This window comes from Streptomyces sp. NBC_01171, assembly GCF_045039805.1.
Taxonomy (GTDB): domain Bacteria; phylum Actinomycetota; class Actinomycetes; order Streptomycetales; family Streptomycetaceae; genus Streptomyces.
In genome coordinates this window covers 5,447,160-5,470,877 of sequence record NZ_CP108609.1, presented here as the reverse complement: position 1 = coordinate 5,470,877, position 23,718 = coordinate 5,447,160, and the positions used below count along the sequence as shown (strand labels likewise).

Sequence of the window (23,718 nt, the reverse complement as noted above, 5' to 3'; positions counted from 1 at the left end):
ACGGTTACTTTCCGTCGCCGTCCCCGTACGCCTCTCCGCATGCCTCCTCGAAGAAGTCGAGGTTCTCCTGGAGGGACTTCAGCAGCCGGTCGCGTTCGGTCTCGTCGACCCGTACGGGGACGACACCGGTGGCGCCGGTGAGCCTGCGGAAGCCGCCGCGGCGCTCCAGCCGGCCGCGCACGCGGACCGGGAGGCCGACGAGGTGGGCGTGGCCCGCCGTCCGGTAGTCCTCCTCGCCGAGGGTGAGCCGCAGGTGCGGGACCTCGGCGCCCGTGAGGACCCGCAGCCGTACGGTGCCCGCGCCCCGCGGTCCGGAGCGGCGCAGCCGGACGACGACACCGGTGACGCTGACGGCCACGGAGGGTTCGGCGCGCAGGTAACGGGCGCCCGCGGCACGGAGGGCGGGGAGGTCGCCGGGTGAGAACTCGACGGGTCCGGCCGAGGGGGCGCAGCCTTCGGGGATTCCGGCGGCGGGCGCCCAGGCGATGGCGATGCGGGCGCCCTCGGTGCCCCGGACGAGTGCGGTGAGGGCCTCGGTGAGTTCGCGGCTGACGCCGGCTTCCACCGCGCCGTCGAAGGCGTCCATGGCGCCGGTGGCCCGCTGGTAGTCGATGGCCTCGCGGGTGGCGTGCAGGGCGTGGTGGAGGCGGACGGTGAGGGGCCGGCCGGTGGGGGCGGGGGCGAAGGCGGTGAGGGCGCGGCCTTCGGTGGCGGGCCCGAGGAGGACGTCGCCGAGGAGTGCGGTGGCCGGGCCGCGGTGCCGGGCGCCGTGGTAGCCGGTGCGGGCGCGGGTGGCGAGGGCGGCGGCGAGGAGGGTCTGGCGGGCGGCGGTGCGCAGGCGTTCGTCGAGGGTCCAGGGGGTGGCGCCGTCGACGGGTCCGGCGGGGGTGTCGCGGTGCCAGCGGATCTCGTCGCTGGGGACGGCGAGGGCGATGAGGATCTCGCGGGCGGAGGGGGCGGCGCTGCGGTGGAGGGCGTGCAGGGCTTCCCCGAGGAGGTCGTCGGCGTCGGGGAAGGCGCGGCTCTCGGGGACGAGGAGGCTGGTGGGGCCTTCGGCGGGGATGGGCGGGGTCCAGCGGCCGTAGCGTCCGGGGACTCCGCCGCGTCGGAGCCAGCCGTGGCGGCGGAGCAGGGTGCCGAGGTCGGCGGGGTCGACGCGGGCGGGGTCGGGGGGCCGGTGCCAGGCGGAGTCGTCGGGGTGCGGGCGGAGCATGCGCAGGGGTTCGTCGGGGCTTGTCATGGCCTGCCTCCGGTGCCGACGCGCGTCATGATCTCGCAGAGGGCACGGTCGTCGAAGATGCGCGCGGTGGGGACGCGGACGGTGGTGCGGGTGCGTCCGGTGACGGGGTGTCCGGCGAGGTTGACCCAGTAGCAGCAGTGCCGGAGGTCGAGCCGGTCATGTCCGGCGCGCAGCCAGTCGTCCTGGGAGCGCGGGACGATCATGACGACGAGGATCTTGTGCACCGAGACGGGGGTGCGGGCGAGTTTGCGCAGGTGGTCGTTGTCGAGCGTGAACGCGAAGGAGGGGCCGGGGGGCCTGGGGGCGAGCTGGTAGGTGCATTTGAGCTGCACCTTGATGGTGACCTCGTCGTCCACGGTGTGGCCGGGGGCGCTGTGGCTGACGTGCCAGTCGATGCCGTTGTCGGGGAACGGCTGGGACAGCGAGCAGCCGGCCGCGGCGGCGACCGCGTGCAGATAGCCGACCTGCAAAGTCTCCATGCAGGCGGTGGTGGCGAGGGTGCCGCGAAGGTGACCCGTGCGGTCGGGCAGCAGCCCGCCCCGCTCGGGCTGCGCCATGGCCATGGACAACAGCCTTCCGAACCGGGGGTTTCCCCACTGCGGGCCGCTGAACTGCAAAGACCCGTACTCCTGTTGTCTCCTCCCGGCGTACGGCGCAAACGGGCCGGGTATCACCAAACGGGCAGAAGACGGAACGTCAGCCGCCATGTGCGGGCGAGGAGTTGGGTTGCGATGACGTGCTGGTACGAAGGGGCGCTGGCCGCCTTCGATACGGAGACGACGGGCGTTGACGTCGAGACCGACCGGATCGTGTCGGCCGCCGTCGTCGTCCAGGACGCGCCGGGGACGCGGCCGCGGGTGAGCCGCTGGCTGGTCAGTCCGGGGGTGCCGGTCCCCGAGGGGGCGACGGCGGTGCACGGCCTGACGGAGGACCACCTCCAGCGCAACGGCCGCTGGCCGGCGCCGGTGGTGTACGAGATAGCCCAGCAGTTGGCGGAGCACACGGCGATGGGCCGGCCGCTGGTGGTGATGAACGCGCCCTTCGATCTGACGCTCCTGGACCGGGAGTTGCGCCGGCACCGGGCGTCGTCGCTGGACCGCTGGTTCGAGTCGGCGCCGCTGAGGGTGCTGGACCCGAGGGTCATGGACAAGCAGTTGGACCGCTACCGCAAGGGCCGTCGCACGCTGGGCGACCTGTGCGAGCAGTACGGGGTGGAGCTGCGGGGCGCGCACGACGCGGCGGCGGACGCGATGGCGGCGCTGGACGTGGTGCGGGCGATGGGACGCCGGTTCGCGGCGCGGCTGGAGCGGCTGTCCCCGGCGGAGTTGCACGCGTTGCAGGTGGGCTGGCACGCGGCGCAGGCGCGGGGTCTGCAGGCGTGGTTCGCGCGCAGCGGGTCGCCGGAGCTGGTGAGTACCGAGTGGCCGCTGCGGCAGGAGCTGTCGGCGGCGGCGTAGCCGGGGCGGTGTGTACGGCTGCGGTGTGTACGGCTTCGGACAGCGGAAGAGCCGGCCCGCTGTGTGCGGACCGGCTCTCGTGCCGGTGGGCGATACTGGGTTCGAACCAGTGACCTCTTCGGTGTGAACGAAGCGCTCTCCCACTGAGCTAATCGCCCGGCAACGCCCTGAACCATACAGGTCCGGGCGGGGTGAGTCCAAACCGCCGCCTCCCGCTCCGGGGGCCCCGAGTGCCGTGCGCACGGTGCCGGATCGAAGTGACCGGGAATCAGGAGAGGGCGCGCAAAGGGGACTTGGCGGCGCGGGGAATTCGCATGTTGTCGCACTTGCGGGAAATCCGGACGCTTTCCATCGGAATATCGTCGGCATTTCCACCGTCGGCCGGAAGCCGTCGGTCCTTGACGGTGTCCACCGCTTTTTACGTGCACACGCCGAAGGCCCGCCTGCTGTTCGCAGACGGGCCTTCGGTCCAGGGTGGGCGATACTGGGTTCGAACCAGTGACCTCTTCGGTGTGAACGAAGCGCTCTCCCACTGAGCTAATCGCCCCGGGCGCAGGAAGAACATTACCCCATGTCAGCGGGTGCCTGTGACCACCTGCGGCACCGGCTCACTGGTCCTTGATCCGCCAGGGCGCGACGACGCCGAACTTCCAGAGGTAGATCCCGGCCAGCACCCCGATGATCACCAGCCCGATCACGGTCAGGGTGATGTTGCGGCGGCGCACCTTGGGGTCGAGGGCCTTCTGGGCGGCCTCGGTGACCTTGCGCTTGGTCCAGCGGAGCACGAGCTGGGCCCAGACGAACTCGGTCGCCCAGATCGCCATGCCGCCGAAGATCACGACCCAGCCGGGTCCGGGCAGCGGGAGCATGATGATGCCCGCCGCGACCACGGCGAGGCCGATCACGAAGACACCGACCTGCCAGCTCAGATGCAGAGCCCTGCGTTGCTTGACGAACTCCGGCGCCCGCGAGCCCAGGCCGTCGTCGGCCGGCCCCTCGCCCGTCTCCGCCTTGTCCGGCACCACGGCGACCTCACCCGGCTCGTCACTCCCCGTATTCATACGGTCAAACCCTACCGGAGCGAATGAGTCACTGGAATGGTGGCAGATCTCGTATCACTTCTCGGCCGGAAGAGGTACCTAAAGCCACGCAAAACCCTCGAAGGGGTTTACAACGGCACCGTAGGTGGCATGTCGATTTCGCCGACGTGCGAATCCCCGAGCGCACACTGAGCGAAAGGCCCTGGCGCTTATGAACACCACGGTCAGCTGCGAGCTGCACCTGCGCCTCGTTGTGTCGAGCGAGTCCTCCCTGCCTGTCCCCGCAGGCCTGCGGTACGACACGGCCGACCCCTACGCCGTGCACGCCACCTTCCACACCGGAGCCGAGGAGACCGTCGAGTGGGTGTTCGCCCGCGACCTCCTCGCCGAGGGGCTGCACCGCCCCACCGGCACCGGCGACGTCCGCGTCTGGCCATCGCGCAGCCATGGTCAGGGCGTCGTCTGCATCGCCCTCAGCTCTCCCGAGGGCGAAGCACTGCTGGAGGCCCCCGCACGGGCCCTGGAGTCCTTCCTGAAGCGAACCGACGCCGCCGTGCCTCCCGGCACGGAACACCGGCACTTCGATCTCGACCAGGAGCTGTCGCACATCCTGGCGGAGAACTAGCCACGACACCCCACCGAGCCGCCCGGCGCCGTCCACTCGGGGAGACGGCGCGGGCCGAGACAACCGCATAGGGCACCCAGCGGCGTCGTCACCGTGAGCGTTCACGGAGGCGGCGTCGCTGTGCCGTGGGCAGCGTTCACGGGGTCCGGGGAACCCCGGCGGCGGGGCGGGCGTTGCACGGGCAGGGGGTCGCCGTCAGGCGGCGCCCGGTGGGGCGGGCGCGGTTGTCGCTACCATCTGCCCCCATCGGCGGGCGCCCGCCCGACCCTCAGGCCAGGGAGCGAAACGTGCTGATCACCCACGACACCCGGTGCGCGCTCGACACCGTGGTGGATCTGGTGAACACCGCGCCGGAGGACGACACGGCGACGGACGGACTGCCGGACGTGGCGGCGCTGGCGGAGTTCACCCGCGGCCACGCCGTCAGCGACATCGGCACGCTGTCCGAGCCGGACCTGGCGGCGGTGCGGGAGATCCGGAGCCGGTTCGCGGGGATCTTCGCCGCCCCGGACGCCCGTACGGCGGCCGGGATGATCAATGATCTGGTCGCGGCCGCGGGCACCACCCCGCGGCTGACGGACCACGACGGCTACGAGTGGCACGTGCACTACTTCGCCCCCGGCGCCTCGCTGGCCGACCATCTCGCGGCCGACTGCGGGATGGCGCTGGCCTTCTTCGTGGTGGCCGGCGAGGAGGAGCGGCTGCGGCGCTGCGAGGCACCGGACTGCCGGCGCGCCTTCGTGGACCTCTCCCGCAACCGCTCGCGCCGCTACTGCGACAGCCGGACCTGCGGGAACCGGCTGCATGTGGCCGCCTACCGGGCGCGCCGCAAGGAGGCGGCCGGCTGAGCAGAGGTGCGGCGGGGCCGCTCCGGGTCCGGTGCGACGCCGGCCCCGGCGGGTGACGCCGGGACGGGCGCGTACGGCTCACAGCAACAGCAGATCGTGCAGCGCAGCCATGAGGATCAGACACCCGATCACCGCCAGGAAGATCATCAGCGGTGGCTGGGAAAGGGCGAAGAGGCACCCGCGCGGCTCGTCCTTCTGCGGCGCGGCCTCGCTCTGTGTCGTGTCGACCATCTCGCGGTGATGATGGCCCAGGTCAGCCCTGTACGCGATCAACACACACGTAAAGTGCGGGACTGCGTCGAATTCGTACCGTAGCTTTCGCGTCGCTCCGCGTGGTGAACGGTTTCGCGCGCGGGGTGACGCTATGTGGCGACAGGTCCATCATGCCCAGGTCATCGGTGCTGGCATATGCCAGTGGCTCATATGCCGTGCTTCTTGAGGATGGCCTCGATGTCGCTGAAGTCGTCCGAGGAGGACTTGGACGAAGTGGAGGGTGCGGTGGCGGGCCGGGAGCCCTGTCCCGCGGTCCGGCCCAGGGCGGGTGCCGAGGCGGACGGGCTCACCGGCGCCGTCGAATCGTCACCGGCGGTCGCCCGCGCGGCGCGGCTGCCCCGGCGGTGCTCCACGGCGCGGACCAGGGCGAAGAGTGCCCAGGACGCGCCGAGCACCCCGAAGCCGGCCCAGGCCAGCGGGCTGAAGGCGGTACTGGCCAGCCAGCCGACGGCGCCCGTCATCACCAGGCCCACCGGGATCAGTGAGTAGGCGGCTATGCGCAGGGCGGTCAGGAAGCGCTTGCGGTAGGCGGTGACCGCGGCGATGCCCAGGCCCGCCGCGGACACGGCGGAGCAGACGGTCTCGGCGAGCATCCGGTCCTCCTGGCGGGGTCGATTCGGTCCTCCGGTCCGGTGTCACGGGCCGGAGCGGCGAGGGGCACCGGCGGTGCGCTTCGTCCCTTCCATCCTGCACCGTCCGCCCCCGGCGGGGCCATGGTCCGGCCCGGAGATCAGGGACTTCTCAGGGATGCCCCCGGCCCCTGTCGGGGTCCCCACCAGGGAGGGCGTCCATCGCCGGGATTGGGCCGTGCCGGGCCAGCCTGGAAGACTGGGCCGCATGAGCGACACCTCCCCCGCGCACCCCGAGCCCGTCGTGCTCGACATCTGGTGCGAACTCCAGTGTCCCGACTGCCACAGCGCCCTGGACGACGTACGCGCCCTGCGTGCCCGTTACGGCGACCGGCTGGAGATCCGGCTGCGGCACTTCCCGCTGGAGAAGCACAAGCACTCCTTCGCCGCCGCGCAGGCCGCCGAGGAGGCGGTGGAGCAGGGGCAGGGCTGGCCGTACATCGAGGCGGTGCTGGCGCGGACGGAGGAGCTGGACCGGCGGGGCGAGGCCGTGCTGCTGGACACGGCCCGCGAACTCGGCCTGGACGCCGAGGAGTTCGAGGTCGCCCTGATCGACGGGCGGCACATCCTGATCGTGGACGCCGACCAGGCCGAGGGCAAGGCGATCGGCGTCACCGGTACCCCGACCTATGTGATCGGCGGCGAGCGCCTGGACGGCGGCAAGAGCCAGGACGGGCTGCGCGAGCGGATCGAGGAGATCGCCGACCGCCTGCTGGCCGGCGCGGGGGCCTGAGCCACTACAGCAGCGGCTTGGTCAGCGTGCGGTACGTCGTCCCGTAGCCGAGCGACTCGTACAGCCGCTCGGCCGGGGTGTTGCCCGCGAAGACGTTGAGGCCGAGGGTGCGGCCGCCCTCGGTGATCGTGCGGGCCTCGGCGAGGAGCATCAGGGCTCGGCCGTGGCCCCGGCCGCGCCGGGCCTCGTCGGTCTGGACGTCATAGATCCAGCGCTCGCCCTCGCGGTGGCCCAGCCAGACGTGGCCGACCGGGGTTCCCTCGTGCTCCAGGACACCGAACCAGACCCCTTCGGTGGCAAGGCCGTCCGGGAGGACGGTGGCGTGGTCGCGCCGCGCCTTGGCGTGGGCGTCGGCCTCGGGGACGCCGCGCTCGATCCACTCCCCCGCGTACCGCACCCGTTCCGCCTCCTGCCAGGCCGTGAACTCCCCCTCGGTCATGGGGCGGGCGGTGCTGCCGGGCGGGAGCTGCGGGGACTCGTCCCCGAGCCGCTTGCGCATGCCCCGGTTGCGGGGGACGTAGCCGAGGGCGTCCGCGAGGCGGGACGCGGCCTCGTTCGCGGCCGGGACGGTCAGCTCGATCTGGCGGCAGCCCCAGCTTCGCGCCACCTCCTCGGCGGCGAGCATGGCCACCGTGCCCCGGCCGCGCCGCTGGTCGGGCTCGTCGATCCGCAGCGCGGTGACGCGGGCCACCGAGGGGCCGAGGAACGGTGAGGTGTCCAGGTGGACCTCACCCACCGGACGGCTGTTCACGCACACCTGGAAGCGGCGCGAACGGGTGCCGTCCGCGTGCTGCTGAAGCGGCTCGGTCGGCCGCAGTGTCGTCGTCATCACGGGAGTTGTACCCGCTCGGCGGCGCATGTTCAGCCCAATTACCGCCGCCGGCCGGGCGGATGGGGTCTCACGGGTTCAGTTCGGCGCGCGAGCGCTCCTCGAAGATCCGCATGGCCTTCGCGGTCACCGGGCCCGGTGCGCCCGGCAGTTCACGGCCGTCGACCCGGTGCACGCCCTGGACGTCGCGCAGCGAGGAGGTCAGGAAGATCTCGTCGGCGCGCTCCAGCACGTCCAGCGGGAGGTCGGTCTCCTTGGCGCCGGTCCACGCGACGGTCAGCGCGCGGGTGATGCCGGCCAGGCAGCCGGAGGGGACCGGCGGGGTGTGGATCTCGCCGTCGAGGACGACGAACACGTTGGAGCCGGTGCCCTCGCAGAGCTGCCCGACGGAGTTGGCGAACAGCGCCTCGGATGCGCCCTGTTCGTGCGCGCGGGCCAGCGCGACCACGTTCTCGGCGTACGAGGTCGTCTTCAGGCCGGTGAGGGCGCCGCGTTCGTTGCGGATCCAGGGGACGGTGACGACCGCCGTGGAGTCGGGGCGGCGGGTGGTCTCGCTCACGGCGACGACCAGGGTCGGGCCGTGCTCGCCGCGCTCGGAGCCGAGGGGGGCCTGGCCGCCGGTGTAGGTGACCCGAAGCCGCCCGAGCGGCATGGGGTTGGCCTCCAGTACGGCCGCGCAGGCGCGGGCGACCTCGTCGTGGTCGGGGTCGGGTAGGCCGAGCCCGCGGGCGGAGCGGGTCAGCCGGTCGAGATGCCGGGTGAGCGCGAACGGCTTGCCGTCGACCGCCTTCAGCGTCTCGAAGACGCCGTCGCCCACGGTCAGCCCGTGGTCGAAGACGGAGACGCTCGCGGTGGTGGCGTCCCGAAGGGCGCCGTCCAGCCAGATGCTCATGTGCGGGCCTTTCCACTTTCCTGGTACTGCCCCGACGCTACCGCGAGCAGCCGGGCCCTCTTCAGTTCGGTCTCGCGCCACTCCGCGAGCGGGTCGGAGCCCCAGGTGATCCCAGCCCCGGTGCCGAAGCGGAGCGCTGCCGGGCCGTCGGAGGACCGGTCGATCCAGAACGTACGGATGCCCACGGCCAGCTCGGCCGTGCCCCGGTCGGCGTCGACCCAGCCGATGCCGCCGCAGTAGGGGCCGCGCGGGGCGGTCTCCAGGGCGGCGATGATCGTAAGGGCGCTCGGTTTGGGGGCGCCGGTGACCGAGCCGGGCGGGAAGGTGGCCGCGAGCAGCTCGGGCCAGCCGGTCCCTTCGCCCAGTTCGCCGCGCACGGTGGAGACGAGGTGGACGAGTCCGGGGTGCTTCTCGGTGACGCACAGCTCGGGGACGGTGACGCTGCCGGTGGCGCAGACGCGGCCGAGGTCGTTGCGGACCAGGTCCACGATCATCACGTTCTCGGCGTGGTCCTTCTCCAGCAGGTCCGCCTCGGTGCGCCCCGTCCCCTTGATGGGGCCGGACTCGATGGTGCGGCCGGTCCGGCGCAGGTACAGCTCGGGCGAGGCGGTGGCGATCTCCACCCCGTGCTCCGGCAGCCGTACGGTGCCCGCGTAGGGGGCGGGGTTGCCGCGGGCCAGCAGGGCGGTGAGGGCGTCGACGTCGGCGTCGGGGCCGACCGGCGCGCTCAGCACCCGGCAGAGGTTGGCCTGGTAGACGTCGCCGGCCGCGATGTGCTCCCGGATGCGCTGGACGGCGCTCATGTAGGCGGCGCGGTCCAGGGAGGTGGTCCAGTCCTCGGGTACCGGACCCTGCCAGGCGCCCGGTACCGGGGCGGGGACGGGCGCCTGCCGTACGTCGGCGAAGCGTGCGCAGGTCAGTCCGCCCTCGAAGTCGGCGACGACGGCCCAGAAGCCGGTGGAGTCGAGGGCGGCGGGGTCGCTGGTGACGTCGAGGAGACCGGTGGCGAGCCGGTCGCCGAAGCGGGCCAGAGGAGTCCGGGAGGGGGCGGCGGCCGGGAGGTGGAGCACGTGGCCGAGTCTAGGCCGGGTGTCCGAAAGCCGAGCCGGACGGGCGACCCGCCGGGCCCTTGACCAGGGTGTCCGCCGGGTGCACCGCAGCACGCTGCGCAAACGCGTTTTTGTGCTGGCTCAGGAATCCGCTAGAGTTCAACACGTCGCCGGGACGCGCAAGCCGACCGAAACGACAAGCGGACGTAGCTCAGTTGGTAGAGCGCAACCTTGCCAAGGTTGAGGTCGCGAGTTCGAGCCTCGTCGTCCGCTCGCAGGAACCAGGGGTCTTCCCGATCCCCTACACTCCTGGTGGAGTGGCCGAGAGGCGAGGCAACGGCCTGCAAAGCCGTCTACACGGGTTCAAATCCCGTCTCCACCTCCAAGGACGATTAGCTCAGCGGGAGAGCGCTTCCCTGACACGGAAGAGGTCACTGGTTCAATCCCAGTATCGTCCACTGGATCTTCTCGAAGGTCCCATCCCGCGCGATTAGCTCAGCGGGAGAGCGCTTCCCTGACACGGAAGAGGTCACTGGTTCAATCCCAGTATCGCGCACGCAGTGCCCATGATCCGCTCCATGGAGCGACGTCGAGTGACATCGAGTGATCGTGGCCCCGAGGACGATTAGCTCAGCGGGAGAGCGCTTCCCTGACACGGAAGAGGTCACTGGTTCAATCCCAGTATCGTCCACACACCGAAGAAGCCCCCGGCCGTCTCGTACGGCCGGGGGCTTCTTCGTGTCCGGGTCAGCTCGAGAAGAGCATGTGGCCGAAGCTCTTGTGGCGCTGGTGGCCGCCGTAGTGGCCACCCTGGTGGTGGCCACCGTGCTGCGGGGCGCCCCAGGCGGGCGCGGGCGCGGCGGGGTAGCCCTGCGGGGCGGGCGGCGGCGGGCCGGGCTGGGACCACTGCGACTCCAGGCGGGTCAGCGCCTCCAGCTCGCCGTAGTCGAGGAAGATGCCGCGGCAGCCGTTGCACTGCTCTATCTGGATGCCGTTGCGGTTGTAGGTCTGCATCGGCGCATGGCACTTCGGACACTGCATGGTTCGGCTCAACTCCTCGCCGTCGGGTCCTGCTTGGTGTTTCCCCAGGACAGACTCCGTCCTGCCCCGGTCGGTTGCAGCCTATTTGAGGAAATCGCGGGCCAACGGGGCGGGGGCGCCGGTCATTCGGGCACAGGCGTCCACGACGGCCCGCTCCACCTCGTCCAGCGGGCGCCCGGCGGTGAGTGCCTTGGTGAGGGCGAGGGCGGCGGTCTGCACGGTGAGCGCGCGGGCCGGGACGTCCAGTACGGGCCAGGGGTCGGCCCCTTGGGGCACGGCCGGGCCGTCCGCCGCCTGGTAGGCGGTCAGGAAGCGGAGCCATTCACCGGGCGACAGGAGGCCGCAGGCGTACCAGGCGGCGGGGCGGGCGAGGTCCCAGGCGGGGTCGCCCGCCCCGAGGTCGTCGACGTCGATGAGGTGCCAGGGTCCGTCGGGTGCGGGGTGGCGGACGAGCTGGCCGAGGTGCAGGTCGCCGTGGCAGAGGAACGGGGTGCCGGGGACGGGGGCTTCGGCGCGGGCCCAGGGCGGGAGGCCGGCCCAGGCGGCCAGGACGGGCGGGGCCTCGGTGGAGGGGTGGTCGCTCAGGGTGCGGCGCAGGCGGGATATCGCCAGGGCCGCCTTGGCCGGACCGCGCATCGGGGGCAGCCCCGGGGGCGGAGGGGTGCGGTGGAGGCGGGCGAGGAGGGTGGCCGTGGCTTCCCAGGGGGCGGCGTCGGGGTCGTCCCGGTCGACGGGGTCGCCGTAGGGCCAGTGGGTGACGAGACGTTCGCCCAGGCGGGCCGGGACCGGGGTGAGCGGGGGCAGCAGGATGCCGGGGAGGCGGGCGGCGACGGTCAGGCGGCGGGCCAGCTCGTGCGGGTCGGTGTCCAGGGCGTGGGCCTTGGCGACGGTCGCGCCGTGCCGGACGACGGTGGCGTCCGGGCGGTCGGCCAGCGGGCCGCAGACGCAGGCGCACGGCCCGGCGCCAGGGTGTACGGCCGCCTTGAGCCGGGCCGTCAGGGCCGGGACTGCTTGTGCTGTCACGGGAGGTGAGCGTACTGGGGGAAGACGCCCCCCTGGGCCGGCGGAAACGCAATGCCGGCGCAGCTCCCCAGCTACGCCGGCATTGCGTGCCGTCCGTCGCACCCCCGTCCCCACGGGGTTTCCTGGATGTAAGGGAGATCCCGCCCGGACCGCTCTTCCGGGCCTGGACCGCTTCTCAGCGGCCCAGCATCGCACCCACGGACGACGCCTGTGTGGCCACCGTCTCCCAGCCGTCGAAGACGAGCAGGAGCAGGGCCGCCAGGGGAAGGGCCATGAGCGTCGCCACCAAGGGGTGGCGACGGCCCGCGCGGCGTCGGAGGAGTGTGTCGCGCCTCGGTGCCGTGGGGGCCATGGTTCCTTCTCCCGGCCGATTCGGTTGTTGGCAGCGGCGGGCGTGTGGCCTCGGGGGGCGAGCGCCGGGCCCGCCGCTTGACCTCAAATCTAGGTTCGCGGCGCCGGGCAGGCGTCATGCCCTCGTACCGAATGGCGGGCCTCCCGGAGGATGAGCCTCCTGTCCGCGCGTACTCCCCTGGGTGGAGACGTGCGGTGGAGTCTCAGGGTCTTCCCGGAGGGGACGCGGTCGGCCGCCCCCGCTTCTCCTCCCAGGGGTGGATTGGCGTGACTTCAGTCACTTTGGCCGTCCGGGGGCACGGCCGGCGGGAGGGAAGGCACCGCCGGGCGTCGCGGCGGCGGCCGGATGCTCCTCCCCCGCCTGACGGGCCGATGACGGTTGGCGTGGGTTGACCGAAAGTCAACGACCCTGCCTGGTCACAGGGTTGACGACGTCCTTACATCAACCACACAGCAAGATCCGTGTCGCTGACCGCGTTTCACCTCCAGCGTGGGGTAGGCGCAATCCATCGGCCCGAGAGGGCGCGGCCTCTGCGCGCGGGCGGCCGTGGAAACGTAAGCTGGGCACGTCACAGGGACCGGGCAGCGGGGATGAACATGGCGATGATGCGCCTGAGGCGCGAGGACCCGCGCGTCGTCGGCTCGTTCAGGCTTCACCGACGGCTCGGCGCGGGCGGGATGGGCGTGGTCTATCTCGGCTCGGACAAGAAGGGCCAGCGGGTCGCGCTGAAGGTGATCCGGCCCGATCTCGCGGAGGACCAGGAGTTCCGGTCGCGGTTCGCGCGCGAGGTGTCGGCGGCCCGGCGCATCCGGGGCGGCTGCACGGCGCGGCTGGTGGCGGCGGACCTGGAGGCCGAGCGGCCCTGGTTCGCCACGCAGTACGTGCCCGGCCCCTCCCTGCACGACAAGGTCGCCGAGGAGGGCCCGCTGTACGCGGCCGACACGGCGGCGATCGGCGCGGCACTGTCCGAGGGGCTGGTGGCGGTACACGAGGCCGGTGTGGTGCACCGGGACCTCAAGCCGTCCAACATCCTGCTGTCCCCCAAGGGCCCGCGGATCATCGACTTCGGCATCGCCTGGGCCACCGGCGCCTCCACGCTCACCCATGTCGGTACGGCGGTGGGTTCCCCGGGCTTCCTGGCGCCGGAGCAGGTGCGCGGGGCGGCGGTCACTCCGGCCACCGACGTGTTCTCGCTGGGCGCGACCCTGGCGTACGCCTCGACCGGTGACTCCCCCTTCGGGCACGGCAGTTCCGAGGTCATGCTGTACCGGGTGGTGCACGAGGAGCCGCATCTGCACGGGGTGCCGGACGCGCTGGCGCCGCTGGTGCGGGCCTGCCTGGCGAAGGACCCCGCGGACCGGCCGAGCACGCTCCAACTGTCGCTGCGGCTCAAGGAGATCGCGGCCCGCGAGGCACAGGGTCTCGGTGAGGTACGGCCGCCCGGGCCGCGGGCGCCGGTGTCGGACCGGGCCTCGGTGCGGCTCGCGGACACCTCACCCGACCAGCAGCGCACCACGCAGCGCCGGGCCGCTCCCGGTACCCCGCCGCCGCGCGGTGCCGCGCCCTCGCGGGGCGGGGCTCCTTCGCGCGGCGGTGTCGCGTCCCGGCCCGGCACCCGGCCGAGCCCGTCCGGGCGCGGGACCGGCAACCGGCCCGCTCCGCGCAGTGGCGCGGGCCGTCCGGCGCCGCGCACCACGGGGACCAAGCTCCGCCCGGCGAACCCCCGGCTGCTGCGGCAGCGGCTGACCGTGTTCGTGGTGGTGACGCTGCTGGTCGCCCTGGGCATCGCGGTGGCGCAGGGCTGTTCCGGCCCGGCACGCGGCCTGGGCGGGGACGACGGCGAGCACCGTACCGGCGTGCAGCAGGCCCCCGTAGCGGGGGACGGTCAGGGGCGGGTGGCGTAGAAGGCGACCGCCGAGGCCGCCGCCACGTTCAGGGAGTCGACGCCGGCCTCCATCGGGATGCGCACATGGACGTCGGCCGCCGCGAGCGCGGCCGGGGACAGCCCGTCGCCCTCGGTGCCCAGCATCAGGGCGAGCTTCTCCGGGCGGCGGGCGGCGAGTTCGTCCAGGTCGACGGAGTCGTCCGAGAGGCACAGTGCGGCCAGCTCGAAGCCGTGCGCGCGGAGCGTGTCCGCGTCGTGCGGCCAGGACTCCAGGCGGGCGTACGGCACCGCGAAGACCGTACCCATGGACACCTTCACCGAGCGCCGGTAGAGCGGGTCGGCGCAGCGCGGGGTGAGGAGTACGGCGTCCACGCCGAGGGCGGCGGCGTTGCGGAAGGCGGCGCCCAGGTTGGCGTGGTCGACCATGTCCTCGAAGAGCGCGACCCGGCGCGGGGTGCCCCGGGAGCCGGCGGACTCCAGCAGCTCGGCCGGGGTGGGCAGCGGGTTGCGGGCCATCGAGGCGAGGGCGCCCCGGTGGACGTGGTACCCGGTGACGCTCTCGGCCAGTTCGGGGCTCACGACGTAGACCGGGCAGGTCAGTTCGTCGATGAGGTCGGCCATGGTGTCGACCCACTTCGGAGTGAGCATCATCGAGCGCATGCCGTAACCGGCGTTCCCCGCGCGGCGGATGACCTTCTCGCCCTCGGCGATGAACAGTCCCTCGGCGGGTTCGCGCCTGCGGCGCAGGGCCACGTCGGTGAGGTTCGTGTAGTCGTGCAGGCGCGGGTCGGCGGGGTCGTCGACGGTGATGAGCTGGGCCACGGGGTGCTGGTGCCTTGTTCTTCCGAAGGGGTCAGGGCTGTTCGGTGGTCGGGGTCGCGTCCACCACGGCGCCGATGACGATGACCGCCGGGGGCTTCACGGCCTCGGTGCGGACGGTCTCCGCCACGGTGGCGAGCGTCGCGTCCACCCGGCGCTGGGCGGCCGTGGTGCCCTCCTGGACGAGGGCGACGGGGGTCTCGGGGTCCTTGCCGTTGGCGATCAGGGCCTCGGCGATCCTGCCGATCTTGTCGACGCCCATCAGGACGACGAGGGTGCCGGTGAGGCGGGCCATCGCGGGCCAGTCGACCAGGGAGCGCTCGTCGTCGGGGGCGACATGGCCGCTGACCACGGTGAACTCATGGGCGACCCCGCGATGGGTGACGGGTATCCCGGCCGCGGCCGGCACCGATATCGAGCTGGAGATGCCGGGGACCACGGTGCAGGGGATGCCCGCCTCGGCGAGCGCCTGCACCTCCTCCATGCCCCGGCCGAAGACGAACGGGTCGCCACCCTTGAGCCGCACCACGGACTTGCCCTGCTTGGCGTGCTCGATCAGGGCGTTGTTGATGGCCTCCTGGGCCATGTACCGCCCGTAGGGGATCTTGGCCGCGTCGATGACCTCGACGTGCGGCGGGAGTTCGGCGAGCAGGTCGCGCGGGCCGAGCCGGTCGGCGATGACGACGTCGGCCTCGGCGAGCAGGCGCCGGCCCCGGACGGTGATCAGGTCGGGGTCGCCGGGGCCGCCGCCGACCAGGGCGACGCCCGGCGTGCGCGTGCGGTGGTGGGGGGCGACCAGGGTGCCGTCGCTCAGGCCCGCCACGACGGCGTCGCGGATGGCGGCGGTGTGCCGGGGGTCGCGGCCGCGTGCGCTGGTGGTGAGGACGGCGACGGTCACGCCCTCGCTGGTGCCGGTGGCGGGCGTCCACGCGGTGGCCTGGTCGGCGTCGTCGGAGCGGACGCACCAGACGCGGTGGGCCTCCGCCTCGGCGGAGGCCGTGGCGTTGGCGACGGGGTCGCTGGTGGCGATCAGGGCGTACCAGGCGCCCACGAGGTCGCCCTCGGCGTACGGGCGGCGCAGCCAGGTGATCTCACCGGCGTCGGCCATCGCCTCGACGGAGGGGGTCGCCTCCGGGGAGACGAGGAGGATGTCGGCGCCCGCCGCGATCAACGCCGGGAGGCGGCGCTGGGCGACCTGGCCGCCGCCGAGGACGACCACGCGGCGACCGGTCAGGCGGAGGCCCACGGGGTAGGCGGGGTGTTCGGCCATGAGGTGCGGCTCCTCGTGCGGTGTGCGGTGGGCGCGCCGCGCCTTCGGAGCGGCCCTGACGTGCGGATCTTAATGTCTGGGCCCCGGGTGGGTCACGGGCGGTCCGGTGGGTGAACGCCGGGCCGGACCACCCGTGTCCGCCGGTTACTTCTCGGTGACGCCCGCCGAGTCGAACGTCGCCACCTCGTGCATCGCGCGGGCCGTGCTCTGCACCAGCGGCAGCGCCAGCAGCGCGCCGGTGCCCTCGCCCAGGCGCAGGTCGAGGTCGACCAGCGGGCGCAGCCCCAGCTTGTTGAGCGCGGCCACATGGCCGGGCTCGGCGCTGCGGTGACCGGCGATGCAGGCCGCCAGCACCTCGGGGGCGATGGCGCGGGCGACCAGCGCGGCGGCGCCGGCACTCACCCCGTCCAGGATCACCGGCGTGCGCAGCGACGCGCCACCCAGCAGCAGTCCGACCATGGCCGCGTGCTCGAAGCCGCCGAGGGCCGCGAGGACACCGATCGGGTCGGCCGGGTCCGGCTGGTGGAGTTCCAGCGCCCGGCGGACGACCTCGGTCTTGCGGGCCAGGGTCTCGTCGTTGATGCCGGTGCCCCGCCCGGTGACCTCGGCCGGGTCGGCGCCGGTGAAGACGGAGATCAGCGCGGCCGAGGAGGTGGTGTTGCCGATGCCCATCTCGCCGGTGAGCAGCGCCTTGTTCCCGGCGGCGACCAGGTCGCGGGCGGTCTCGATGCCGACCTCGATGGCGGCTCTGGCCTCCTCTCGGGTCATCGCGGGCCCGGTGGTCATGTCGGAGGTGCCGCCGCGGATCTTGCGGGGCAGCAGACCGGGGGTGGCCGGCAGGTCGGCGACGACGCCGACGTCCACCACGCACACCTCGGCGCCGACCTGGTTGGCGAAGGCGTTGCACACCGCGCCGCCGCCCAGGAAGTTGGCGACCATCTGCCCGGTGACCTCCTGCGGCCAGGGGGTGACGCCCTGGGCGTGCACACCGTGGTCACCGGCGAACACGGCGACGGCCGCGGGCTCCGGGATGGGCGGCGGGCACTGCCGGGACAGGCCGGAGAGCTGCGCGGAGATGATCTCCAGCATGCCGAGCGCGCCGGCCGGCTTGGTCATGCGCTTCTGCCGCTCCCACGCCTCCCCGAGCGCCTTGGCGTCGAGCGGGCGGATCTGTGCGACGGTCTCGGCAAGCAGGTCGTGGGGGTCCTCTCCGGGCAGGGCGCGGCGGCCGTACGTCTCCTCGTGCACCACCCAGGACAGCGGGCGGCGCTTGGACCAGCCGGCCTGCATCAGCTCGGGTTCGTCCGGGAACTCGTCGACGTACCCGACGCAGAGGTAGGCGACGACCTCCAGGTGCTCGGGCAGGCCGAGCGCGCGGACCATCTCCCGCTCGTCGAAGAAGCTGACCCAGCCGACGCCGAGGCCCTCGGCGCGCGCGGCGAGCCAGAGGTTCTCCACCGCGAGCGCGGAGGAGTACGGCGCCATCTGCGGCTGGGTGTGCCGGCCGAGGGTGTGGCGGCCGCCACGGGTGGGGTCGGCGGTGACGACGATGTTCACCGGGGTGTCGAGGATGGCCTCGATCTTCATTTCCTTGAACTGCTTCGCCCGGCCCTTGGGCAGCGACTTGGCGTACGCCTCGCGCTGGCTCATGGCGAGGTCGTGCATCGCGCGCCGGGTGTCGGCGGAGCGGATGACGACGAAGTCCCAGGGCTGCGAGTGGCCGACCGAGGGCGCGGTGTGGGCCGCCTCCAGGACGCGCAGCAGCACGTCGTGCGGGATCGGGTCGCTGCGGAAGCCGTTGCGGATGTCTCGGCGCTCGCGGATCACCTTCAGGACGGCTTCGCGCTCGGCGTCGTTGTACGCGGGCGCGGCCGGGCCCGGCGGGAGGGCGTGCTCGGGCTCCTCGTCCTGGTCGGCGTCGGTGGTGGCGAGATCCTCGGCGTGCTGGACGAGGTCCGGCTCGGGCTCCTCGGCCGCGGGCCCCTGCGGGGCGACGGCGTCCAGGTCGGGGAGGATCAGCGGCTGCGGCGGGGTGGGCGCGAGGTGCGGGGTGGTGGGCACCTGTCCGTCCACGGCCACGAACTGGCCGAGCGGCTGCTCCGGGTGCGGCGCCGGCGGCAGACCGGAGGGCAGCGGCTCCGCCTGGGCGGGCGCTTCCCCGGGGGCCTGGAGCTGGGGGCCGGACGGGGCTTCGTGGGCCTCGACGGGGGCCGGGGGTACGGGGGCCTCGAAGACGGGGGGCTGCGGGGCGGCCATCGGGATGTCCTCGGGCTCGGGCAGCAGGAACTCCTCGGCGGGGAGCGGGGCTTCGGGCTCGGGGGCGGCTACCGGGGCCACGGGCTCCGGTGCGGGGGTCTCCACGACCTCCTCCAGCGGGGCGACCGGGACCTCGGGCTCGGGGGCCACGAGGGGCTCGACGGCCTGCGGGGCCTCCTCGACCGGGACCTCCTCGATCAGGGCCTGTTCGATCACGGCCTCTTCGATCAGGGCCTCTTCGACAGGAGCCGCCACGTCCTCGGGCGCCTCCTCGGCAGGAGCCTCCGCCTCGGCGACCTCGACGAGCGCCTCCTCGACGGCCGCCTCCGCCTCATGCCCCGGAGCCGCGTCGGGCACGGCGTCCAGCACCGGCTCGGCCACCTCGGGCTCCGGAATCTCGGCCACGAGGGGGGCCTCCGGCGCCTCCTCCACGGCGGCCTCGGCCTGAGCGGTCAGCCGGTCCACGGCGGCCTGCGCGGCTTCCGCGGGCTCGACCGGCTCGACCGGCGCACTTTCGGCGTCGGGCAGGACAGCCTCCGGCAGGGCTGCTTCCGGGACAACCTCCTCCAAGGCGACCTCGACCGGGACGACCTCGACCGGGACGACCGCCTCAGGGGCAACCGCCTCAGGGGCAACCGCCTCAGGAACGGCCTGCTCCGGCACCACGATCTCCGGAACAACCGTTTCGGCGGCCGGTGCGACGGCCTCCACCGGTCCCGCACCCCACGGCGCGGCGGCCTGCGGGACCGGGTCGGGGAGCGCCTGGACGTCGAGGTACTCGGGCCCGGCCAGGGGCCGTACCGGCGTTCCGGCGGGGCCACGGTCGGCGAGGGAGCGGACCGGGCTGGCGGAGGCGTCCGGGATCGGCGGGCCGAGGTGCAGCGGGCGGCGCGGCGGCTGCACGGGACCGGGGCCCTGCTCGGGCAGCCGTACGCCGCCGAGGTCGACGGAGCCGGTGTCCCGGCCCGCCGTCTCGTGGGCGTCGGGCTGGTGGACGGCCTCGACGATCGGTGCCGGGGCGGGGGGCGGCAATTCGTTGCCCCACGCGCCCTGAGCGCCCGGCAGCAGCAGGTCCTCGTCCTCGGCAGGCGCCTCGGCGAGGTAGGTGTACGCGCCGTGCCCGAGGCCCGGCTGCTCCACCATGCCTGCGCTCTCCGGCTGTCCCTCGGCCGGGACCTGGCCGGTGTCGGTCATGCGTACCCCTCGCCCATCGGTTTAGTGCTCCTACGACCAGCTCACCCGGAACGGCGCACCGACCGCCCCGTAGTGAGAACGAGCGTCCGTGCGCATCGGCACGAACGACCCGCCAGAAATGGCGACAAAGCCATTCGGTGGCATTCTCGCGGCCGTTCGGCCGTCGTGACAGCGAGATCGCGTGACAGCCCGTTGTGGACTGCGCCACGTTGCGCGTCCTCCGGTTTTGCCGTACCTCACCCACCGCCCCAAAGCGGGCGAGCTTTCCGGACATTGACGAACGAACTTCCGGACCGCGGGTGCGGTACAACGATCGGCCAGCCTACCGCGCGCGGTACGACAAACCGATCACGGGGCGAACCCGTCGGGAAGGGCGGCGGTGGTTCAGCGCGCGGACTCGCGCGGGGGCAGCTCGCCGCCGAGGAGGAAGACGACGCTCCGCTCGTTCTCCGTCCAGGACTTCGTATCGAGTCCGACGGCCTGGAGGAGGGCGCACTCGACGCGGTAGCCGTGCTCGGTGAGGTCCCGGCCGATGAGTTCGGCGGCGTCCCGGGTGGCCGCGTGGGCGACGATGCGCTGCGGGCGCCGGTCGGCGACGGCCGAGACGACGGCCGCTCCCCCGCCGCCGACGCGTACGACGTCCGGCTCGGGCAGGTTCTCCAGGATGTGCGGCGCCTCGCCGCGCACGATCTGGAGCTGGACCCCGAACTGGCGGGCGGCGGCGTCGGTCCGGGCGCAGGACTCGGGGTCGACGTCGACGGCGAGCACGGCGGCACCGGCGCGGGCGGCCTCCACGGCGAAGGCGCCGGAGCCGCAGCCGATGTCCCACACCAGGTCGCCGGTGCGCGGGCCGAGCCGGGCGAGCTGGGCGGCGCGGAGCAGTTCGTTCTCGCCCTCGCCGAGGACGCCGCCGTACACCTCGTCGGGCTGGGTCCAGCCGCGCGGGCCGGTGCCGGGGTCGCGTCCGGCGATCCAGCCGTCGCCCACGAGCGCGGTCTGGGGGCCGCCGATGACGATGACGACGTTGGGGTCGCGCCAGGTGTGGTCGGCGGCCTTGTCGGAGGTGAGGACGCTGACGCGTTCGTTCTCGGTGCCCATCTCCTCGCAGACGACGAAGGTGCGGTGCACCCCGTCCAGGAGCAGGCCGAGTTCGGCGGGTCCGGCGCCGGGTGCGGTGAGGACGGCGACCTTGCTGTGTGCGCGGCACACATTGACCGCGCGGCGCAGGGTGCGGGGGTGTGCGACGACCACATGGGCGTCGTCCCAGGGCATGCCCGCGCGGGCGAACGCGCCGGCCACGGAGGAGACGCCGGGCACGACCTCGACCTCCAGGCCGAACTCCGGTGCGCGCAGGGCGCGGACGACGCCGAAGAAGCCGGGGTCGCCGTCGGCGAGCACGACGGCGGTGCCGCGGTGGCCGGCGATCCGGCGGGCGGCCAGCCCCACGCTGCCCAGGCGGACGCGTTCGGCGGCGGCCGGGATCTCCTGGAGCGCCAGGTGGTGGGGGGCGCCCGCGACGAGCGTGGCGGCGCCGAGGGCGCCGCGTGCCGCTTCGGTCAGCGGCGAGCCGTCCCAGCCGATCACCGTGACCCGGTCGGCCATCGTCGTCAGTCTCCAGGTGTCGGTGTGTCGTCAGGTGCCCTGGTACGGGCTTGGTGAGGTTACCTGGTGGTCCGGCGCGGCGGGGCGGCGGGGCGGGGTCAGTTCCACTGGGCGTAGGAGCCGAAGCCCCGGCTGTCGGCGAGCTGTTCGTCGCTGCCCTCGAGGTCCTCGGGCAGCAGGCTCCACACGATGAAGTCGGTGCGCATGTCGGTCCAGGTGCCGTCCTCGGTGCGCACGTGGACTATGCAAGCGTTGCGGAGCACGCCCTCGCTGATGCAGCCGATCTTCTGGGCGACCTGCTGGGAGGCGGTGTTGTCGGCGGCGGTGCGCAGTTCGATGCGCTCGAAGCGCTGGTCGCCGAAGAGCCACTTGGCGGTGGCGAACGCGGCCTCGGAGGCGTAGCCCTCGCCGCGCGCCCAGGGGGCGATGATGTACGACAGCTCGGTGGACCGGATGCGCCAGTTGGTCTTGCCGAGCTGGACGATGCCGACCAGGCGCTGGGTGAGGAACTCGGTGACGGCGAGGTCGATGCCGCGCCCGGCGGCGCGTTCGGCGGGCGCGTACTGGGTGATCCAGCGCCGGGCGCCGTCCTCGGTGAAGGGCTGGGGGACGTCCGTCCAGGCGGCCACCTGCTCGTCGTTCATCATCTCGGCCAGGGCGGGCAGGTCGTCCTCGTCGAGTGGACGCAGCACCAACCGCTCCGTCGAGATGGAGATGTTGGGGAAGGTGCTAGCCATGCGCCACTCCGTAACCTTCGATGATTCGTGAGGGTCCGTCAGGGCCCCGCTGAACTGCCCAGCATGCAGCATGACAGCACCGGAACGCACGCACGGGCCCGCCTCCGCCGAGGGAGGCGAGGGCGGGCCCGGTGCGCGAAGGTCAGTTGCCGCTGACGGGCAGGACCGACCCCTTGTACTTGTCCTCGATGAACTTCTTCACCTCGGGCGAGGTCAGCAGCTTCGCCAGCTTCTTCACTCGCGGGTCGTCCTCGTTGCCCTTCTTGACCGCGAGGAGGTTGGCGTAGGGGTTGTTCTTAGCGGACTCCAGGTAGACGGCGTCCTTGGTGGGGCTGAGGCCCGCGTCCTGGGCGAAGTTGTTGTTGATGACGGCGGCGTCCATGTCGTCCAGGGAGCGCGGAAGCTGGGCGGCCTCCATCTCCTGGAACTTCAGGTGCCGGGGGTTGCCGGTGACGTCGGCCGGGGAGGCGTCGGAGCCCGCTCCGGGCTTCAGCTCGATGACGCCGGCGGCGGCGAGCAGCTTGAGCGCACGGGCCTCGTTGGTGAGGTCGTTGGGCACGCCGACGGTGGCGCCGTCGCGGAGCTTGGTGACGTCCTTGACCTTGTGGGAGTAGACCCCCATGGGCGGCAGGTACGCCTTCACCACCGAGACCAGGTCCGTGCCCTTGGACTTGTTGAAGTCGTCCAGGAACGGCTGGTTCTGGTAGAGGTTGGCGTCGAGCGTGCCCTCCTGGAGCGCGGTGTTCGGCAGGACGTAGTCCGTGAACTCCTTGATCTCCAGCTTGAGTCCGGCCTTGGCGGCGAGCTCGTCGTCGATGTGGTGGAGCACTTCACCGGCGGGGACGGGGGTGACGCCGACGACGAGCGGGCCGTCGTCGTCACCTCCCTTGCCGGTGGCCGCGCCTGAGCCGCAGGCGGTCAGGCCGAGCGAGAGGGCCGCGGCGGTGGCCGCCGCGAGCCATACGGTCTTGCGCATGTGTCGATCCCCTTGAGCGGTCGGGGTCTGGCTGCCGGGAGCGGTCAGAACGAGGGGATGACGGAGCCCTGGTACTTGTCCTGGATGAACTTCTTCACCTCGGGCGAGGTGAGCAGCTTCGCCAGCTTCTTGACCCGCGGGTCGTCCTCGTTGCCCTTCTTCACCGCGAGGAAGTTGCCGTAGGGGCTGTTCTTCGCGGACTCCAGGACGATGGCGTCCTTGGCGGGCTTGAGGCCGGAGGATATGGCGTAGTTGCCGTTGACGACCGCCGCATCCACGTCGTCCAGGGAGCGCGGGGTCTGGGCCGCCTCGACCTCCTTGAACTTCAGGTTCCTGGGGTTCTTGGTGATGTCGGCGGGAGTGGCCTCGGAGCCGACGCCGTCCTTGAGGGTGATCAGCTTGTTGGCGGCCAGCAGCTTGAGCGCGCGGGCCTCGTTGACGGCGTCGTTGGGCACGGCGACGGTCGCACCGCTCTTGAGGTCGTCCGCCTTCTTGACCTTGTGGGAGTAGAGGCCGAGCGGTTCCAGGTGAACCGTGACGACGGGCACGATGTGGGTGCCGCGCTTCTTGTTGAAGTCGTCGAGGTACGGCTGGTTCTGGAAGTAGTTGGCTCCGACCGAGCCGTCCTCGGTGGCCGTGTTCGGCGTGATGTAGTCGGTGAACTCCTTGACCTGGAGGTCGAGTCCGGCCTTCTTCGCCAGGTTCTTGCTGACGAAGTTCAGGATCTCGGCGTGCGGGGTCGGGCTCGCGGCGACGATCAGCGGTCCGCTGGTGTCGGTGGAGCCGGAGTCCTTTCCGGAGCCGCAGGCGGAGAGCCCGAGGGTGAGGGCTCCGGCGGCGAGGACGGCGGTGGTGAGCTTGGCGGTGTTACGCACGAAAAGTGCCTTTCCTTAAGGGTGGTGCGACCCCGGGCTTGGGTGGCCGGGGAGTCTTCGGGGACGTGCGAGT

At 72.7% G+C, this 23,718-nt stretch carries 22 protein-coding genes and 7 tRNA genes; 10 read left to right on the top strand and 19 right to left on the bottom strand.

Annotation, left to right across the window (positions count from 1 at the left end):
* Nucleotides 1–4: 4 nt before the first annotated feature.
* Together OG448_RS25260 and OG448_RS25255 are read right to left on the bottom strand one after the other, a co-directional pair.
* Nucleotides 5–1,240, bottom strand: a complete 1,236-nt coding sequence (locus OG448_RS25260) for a hypothetical protein (RefSeq protein ID WP_405557093.1) — start codon at nucleotides 1,238–1,240, stop codon at nucleotides 5–7.
* Nucleotides 1,237–1,803: a DUF4365 domain-containing protein gene (locus OG448_RS25255; RefSeq protein ID WP_405557091.1), complete on the bottom strand. Its 567-nt coding sequence runs from the start codon at nucleotides 1,801–1,803 to the stop codon at nucleotides 1,237–1,239. Before OG448_RS25255 ends, OG448_RS25260 begins: the two co-directional genes overlap by 4 nt.
* A 168-nt stretch (nucleotides 1,804–1,971) precedes the next feature.
* Here OG448_RS25255 and OG448_RS25250 point away from each other — a divergent pair, with 168 nt between their 5' ends.
* Complete coding sequence (locus OG448_RS25250; protein ID WP_405557089.1) at nucleotides 1,972–2,697, top strand: 3'-5' exonuclease; 726 nt, start codon at nucleotides 1,972–1,974, stop codon at nucleotides 2,695–2,697.
* Nucleotides 2,698–2,783: 86 nt separating this feature from the next.
* On the opposite strand, the gene OG448_RS25245 is transcribed toward OG448_RS25250, so the two are convergent.
* From OG448_RS25245 to OG448_RS25235, 3 genes are all read right to left on the bottom strand, one after another.
* Nucleotides 2,784–2,855, bottom strand: a tRNA-Val gene (locus tag OG448_RS25245).
* Between the two features lie 317 nt (nucleotides 2,856–3,172).
* A tRNA-Val gene (locus OG448_RS25240) sits at nucleotides 3,173–3,244 on the bottom strand.
* Between the two features lie 61 nt (nucleotides 3,245–3,305).
* Nucleotides 3,306–3,758 (bottom strand): TIGR02611 family protein, encoded by a 453-nt coding sequence (locus OG448_RS25235; RefSeq protein WP_405557087.1) that lies wholly within the window; start codon nucleotides 3,756–3,758, stop codon nucleotides 3,306–3,308.
* A gap of 190 nt (nucleotides 3,759–3,948) precedes the next feature.
* Here OG448_RS25235 and OG448_RS25230 point away from each other — a divergent pair, with 190 nt between their 5' ends.
* The gene (locus OG448_RS25230; protein ID WP_010351314.1) at nucleotides 3,949–4,362 is read left to right on the top strand and encodes an SsgA family sporulation/cell division regulator; all 414 of its coding nucleotides are present in this window, start codon (nucleotides 3,949–3,951) and stop codon (nucleotides 4,360–4,362) included.
* A gap of 287 nt (nucleotides 4,363–4,649) precedes the next feature.
* Nucleotides 4,650–5,210: a CGNR zinc finger domain-containing protein gene (locus OG448_RS25225; RefSeq protein ID WP_405557084.1), complete on the top strand. Its 561-nt coding sequence runs from the start codon at nucleotides 4,650–4,652 to the stop codon at nucleotides 5,208–5,210.
* A 78-nt stretch (nucleotides 5,211–5,288) separates the two neighbouring features.
* Here the strand turns inward: OG448_RS25225 and OG448_RS25220 are convergent, their stop codons facing one another.
* Together OG448_RS25220 and OG448_RS25215 are read right to left on the bottom strand one after the other, a co-directional pair.
* Complete coding sequence (locus tag OG448_RS25220) at nucleotides 5,289–5,441, bottom strand: hypothetical protein (protein WP_165425682.1); 153 nt, start codon at nucleotides 5,439–5,441, stop codon at nucleotides 5,289–5,291.
* Nucleotides 5,442–5,629: 188 nt separating this feature from the next.
* Nucleotides 5,630–6,076, bottom strand: coding sequence for a hypothetical protein (locus OG448_RS25215; protein ID WP_405557082.1), 447 nt, complete (start codon nucleotides 6,074–6,076; stop codon nucleotides 5,630–5,632).
* A gap of 244 nt (nucleotides 6,077–6,320) precedes the next feature.
* On the opposite strand from OG448_RS25215, the gene OG448_RS25210 reads away from it, so the two are divergent.
* Complete coding sequence (locus OG448_RS25210; protein ID WP_405557081.1) at nucleotides 6,321–6,845, top strand: DsbA family protein; 525 nt, start codon at nucleotides 6,321–6,323, stop codon at nucleotides 6,843–6,845.
* A 4-nt stretch (nucleotides 6,846–6,849) separates the two neighbouring features.
* On the opposite strand, the gene OG448_RS25205 is transcribed toward OG448_RS25210, so the two are convergent.
* The 3 genes from OG448_RS25205 to OG448_RS25195 all read right to left on the bottom strand — a co-directional run bounded on the left by OG448_RS25205 (nucleotide 6,850) and on the right by OG448_RS25195 (nucleotide 9,636).
* Nucleotides 6,850–7,674 carry a GNAT family N-acetyltransferase gene (locus OG448_RS25205; protein ID WP_405557079.1) on the bottom strand — a complete coding sequence of 275 codons (825 nt, stop codon included), beginning with the start codon at nucleotides 7,672–7,674 and terminating at the stop codon, nucleotides 6,850–6,852.
* 70 nt (nucleotides 7,675–7,744) lie between these two features.
* Nucleotides 7,745–8,566 (bottom strand): aminotransferase class IV, encoded by an 822-nt coding sequence (locus tag OG448_RS25200; protein ID WP_405557077.1) that lies wholly within the window; start codon nucleotides 8,564–8,566, stop codon nucleotides 7,745–7,747.
* The gene (locus OG448_RS25195; protein ID WP_405557075.1) at nucleotides 8,563–9,636 is read right to left on the bottom strand and encodes a chorismate-binding protein; all 1,074 of its coding nucleotides are present in this window, start codon (nucleotides 9,634–9,636) and stop codon (nucleotides 8,563–8,565) included. The genes OG448_RS25200 and OG448_RS25195 overlap by 4 nt, the downstream gene beginning before the upstream one ends.
* 179 nt (nucleotides 9,637–9,815) lie before the next feature.
* On the opposite strand from OG448_RS25195, the gene OG448_RS25190 reads away from it, so the two are divergent.
* The 5 genes from OG448_RS25190 to OG448_RS25170 all read left to right on the top strand — a co-directional run bounded on the left by OG448_RS25190 (nucleotide 9,816) and on the right by OG448_RS25170 (nucleotide 10,306).
* A tRNA-Gly gene (locus OG448_RS25190) sits at nucleotides 9,816–9,888 on the top strand.
* 38 nt (nucleotides 9,889–9,926) lie between these two features.
* Nucleotides 9,927–10,000 (top strand) — tRNA-Cys (locus tag OG448_RS25185).
* Between the two features lies 1 nt (nucleotide 10,001).
* Nucleotides 10,002–10,073 (top strand) — tRNA-Val (locus OG448_RS25180).
* 26 nt (nucleotides 10,074–10,099) lie between these two features.
* Nucleotides 10,100–10,171 (top strand) — tRNA-Val (locus OG448_RS25175).
* A 63-nt stretch (nucleotides 10,172–10,234) separates the two neighbouring features.
* Nucleotides 10,235–10,306: transfer RNA gene (locus tag OG448_RS25170), tRNA-Val, on the top strand.
* A 56-nt stretch (nucleotides 10,307–10,362) separates the two neighbouring features.
* On the opposite strand, the gene OG448_RS25165 is transcribed toward OG448_RS25170, so the two are convergent.
* Both OG448_RS25165 and OG448_RS25160 read right to left on the bottom strand, forming a co-directional pair.
* Complete coding sequence (locus tag OG448_RS25165) at nucleotides 10,363–10,656, bottom strand: zf-TFIIB domain-containing protein (protein WP_405557073.1); 294 nt, start codon at nucleotides 10,654–10,656, stop codon at nucleotides 10,363–10,365.
* 81 nt (nucleotides 10,657–10,737) lie between these two features.
* Nucleotides 10,738–11,679 carry a phosphotransferase family protein gene (locus OG448_RS25160; protein WP_405557071.1) on the bottom strand — a complete coding sequence of 314 codons (942 nt, stop codon included), beginning with the start codon at nucleotides 11,677–11,679 and terminating at the stop codon, nucleotides 10,738–10,740.
* A gap of 942 nt (nucleotides 11,680–12,621) precedes the next feature.
* On the opposite strand from OG448_RS25160, the gene OG448_RS25155 reads away from it, so the two are divergent.
* Nucleotides 12,622–13,935, top strand: a complete 1,314-nt coding sequence (locus OG448_RS25155) for a protein kinase domain-containing protein (RefSeq protein ID WP_405557069.1) — start codon at nucleotides 12,622–12,624, stop codon at nucleotides 13,933–13,935.
* Here OG448_RS25155 and OG448_RS25150 read toward each other — a convergent pair.
* The 7 genes from OG448_RS25150 to OG448_RS25120 form a co-directional block, all read right to left on the bottom strand.
* Nucleotides 13,917–14,738, bottom strand: a complete 822-nt coding sequence (locus OG448_RS25150; protein ID WP_405557067.1) for a TrmH family RNA methyltransferase — start codon at nucleotides 14,736–14,738, stop codon at nucleotides 13,917–13,919. The genes OG448_RS25155 and OG448_RS25150 overlap by 19 nt on opposite strands.
* 31 nt (nucleotides 14,739–14,769) lie before the next feature.
* Complete coding sequence (cobA, locus tag OG448_RS25145; RefSeq protein ID WP_405557065.1) at nucleotides 14,770–16,005, bottom strand: uroporphyrinogen-III C-methyltransferase; 1,236 nt, start codon at nucleotides 16,003–16,005, stop codon at nucleotides 14,770–14,772.
* Between the two features lie 144 nt (nucleotides 16,006–16,149).
* A complete protein-coding gene (gene cobT, locus OG448_RS25140) occupies nucleotides 16,150–19,455 on the bottom strand; it encodes a nicotinate-nucleotide--dimethylbenzimidazole phosphoribosyltransferase (RefSeq protein ID WP_405557064.1) in 3,306 nt (1,101 codons plus the stop codon).
* Nucleotides 19,456–19,839: 384 nt separating this feature from the next.
* Nucleotides 19,840–21,057 carry a precorrin-6y C5,15-methyltransferase (decarboxylating) subunit CbiE gene (gene cbiE / locus OG448_RS25135; protein WP_405557062.1) on the bottom strand — a complete coding sequence of 406 codons (1,218 nt, stop codon included), beginning with the start codon at nucleotides 21,055–21,057 and terminating at the stop codon, nucleotides 19,840–19,842.
* A gap of 98 nt (nucleotides 21,058–21,155) precedes the next feature.
* A complete protein-coding gene (locus OG448_RS25130; protein ID WP_405557060.1) occupies nucleotides 21,156–21,794 on the bottom strand; it encodes a GNAT family N-acetyltransferase in 639 nt (212 codons plus the stop codon).
* A gap of 142 nt (nucleotides 21,795–21,936) precedes the next feature.
* Entirely contained in the window at nucleotides 21,937–22,770 is an 834-nt protein-coding gene (locus tag OG448_RS25125; protein WP_405557058.1) for a MetQ/NlpA family ABC transporter substrate-binding protein, read from the bottom strand.
* Nucleotides 22,771–22,814: 44 nt separating this feature from the next.
* Nucleotides 22,815–23,645, bottom strand: a complete 831-nt coding sequence (locus tag OG448_RS25120) for a MetQ/NlpA family ABC transporter substrate-binding protein (RefSeq protein ID WP_405557057.1) — start codon at nucleotides 23,643–23,645, stop codon at nucleotides 22,815–22,817.
* Nucleotides 23,646–23,718: the final 73 nt, after the last annotated feature.

Coding starts and splice junctions, on each gene's coding strand:
- OG448_RS25260 (WP_405557093.1), bottom strand. CDS start 1,240: ATGACAAGCCCCGACGAACCCCTGCGCATGCTCCGCCCGCACCCCGAC.
- OG448_RS25255 (WP_405557091.1), bottom strand. CDS start 1,803: ATGGCCATGGCGCAGCCCGAGCGGGGCGGGCTGCTGCCCGACCGCACG.
- OG448_RS25250 (WP_405557089.1), top strand. CDS start 1,972: ATGACGTGCTGGTACGAAGGGGCGCTGGCCGCCTTCGATACGGAGACG.
- OG448_RS25235 (WP_405557087.1), bottom strand. CDS start 3,758: ATGAATACGGGGAGTGACGAGCCGGGTGAGGTCGCCGTGGTGCCGGAC.
- OG448_RS25230 (WP_010351314.1), top strand. CDS start 3,949: ATGAACACCACGGTCAGCTGCGAGCTGCACCTGCGCCTCGTTGTGTCG.
- OG448_RS25220 (WP_165425682.1), bottom strand. CDS start 5,441: ATGGTCGACACGACACAGAGCGAGGCCGCGCCGCAGAAGGACGAGCCG.
- OG448_RS25215 (WP_405557082.1), bottom strand. CDS start 6,076: ATGCTCGCCGAGACCGTCTGCTCCGCCGTGTCCGCGGCGGGCCTGGGC.
- OG448_RS25210 (WP_405557081.1), top strand. CDS start 6,321: ATGAGCGACACCTCCCCCGCGCACCCCGAGCCCGTCGTGCTCGACATC.
- OG448_RS25205 (WP_405557079.1), bottom strand. CDS start 7,674: ATGACGACGACACTGCGGCCGACCGAGCCGCTTCAGCAGCACGCGGAC.
- OG448_RS25200 (WP_405557077.1), bottom strand. CDS start 8,566: ATGAGCATCTGGCTGGACGGCGCCCTTCGGGACGCCACCACCGCGAGC.
- OG448_RS25165 (WP_405557073.1), bottom strand. CDS start 10,656: ATGCAGTGTCCGAAGTGCCATGCGCCGATGCAGACCTACAACCGCAAC.
- OG448_RS25155 (WP_405557069.1), top strand. CDS start 12,622: ATGAACATGGCGATGATGCGCCTGAGGCGCGAGGACCCGCGCGTCGTC.
- cobA (WP_405557065.1), bottom strand. CDS start 16,005: ATGGCCGAACACCCCGCCTACCCCGTGGGCCTCCGCCTGACCGGTCGC.
- cobT (WP_405557064.1), bottom strand. CDS start 19,455: ATGACCGACACCGGCCAGGTCCCGGCCGAGGGACAGCCGGAGAGCGCA.
- cbiE (WP_405557062.1), bottom strand. CDS start 21,057: ATGGCCGACCGGGTCACGGTGATCGGCTGGGACGGCTCGCCGCTGACC.
- OG448_RS25130 (WP_405557060.1), bottom strand. CDS start 21,794: ATGGCTAGCACCTTCCCCAACATCTCCATCTCGACGGAGCGGTTGGTG.
- OG448_RS25125 (WP_405557058.1), bottom strand. CDS start 22,770: ATGCGCAAGACCGTATGGCTCGCGGCGGCCACCGCCGCGGCCCTCTCG.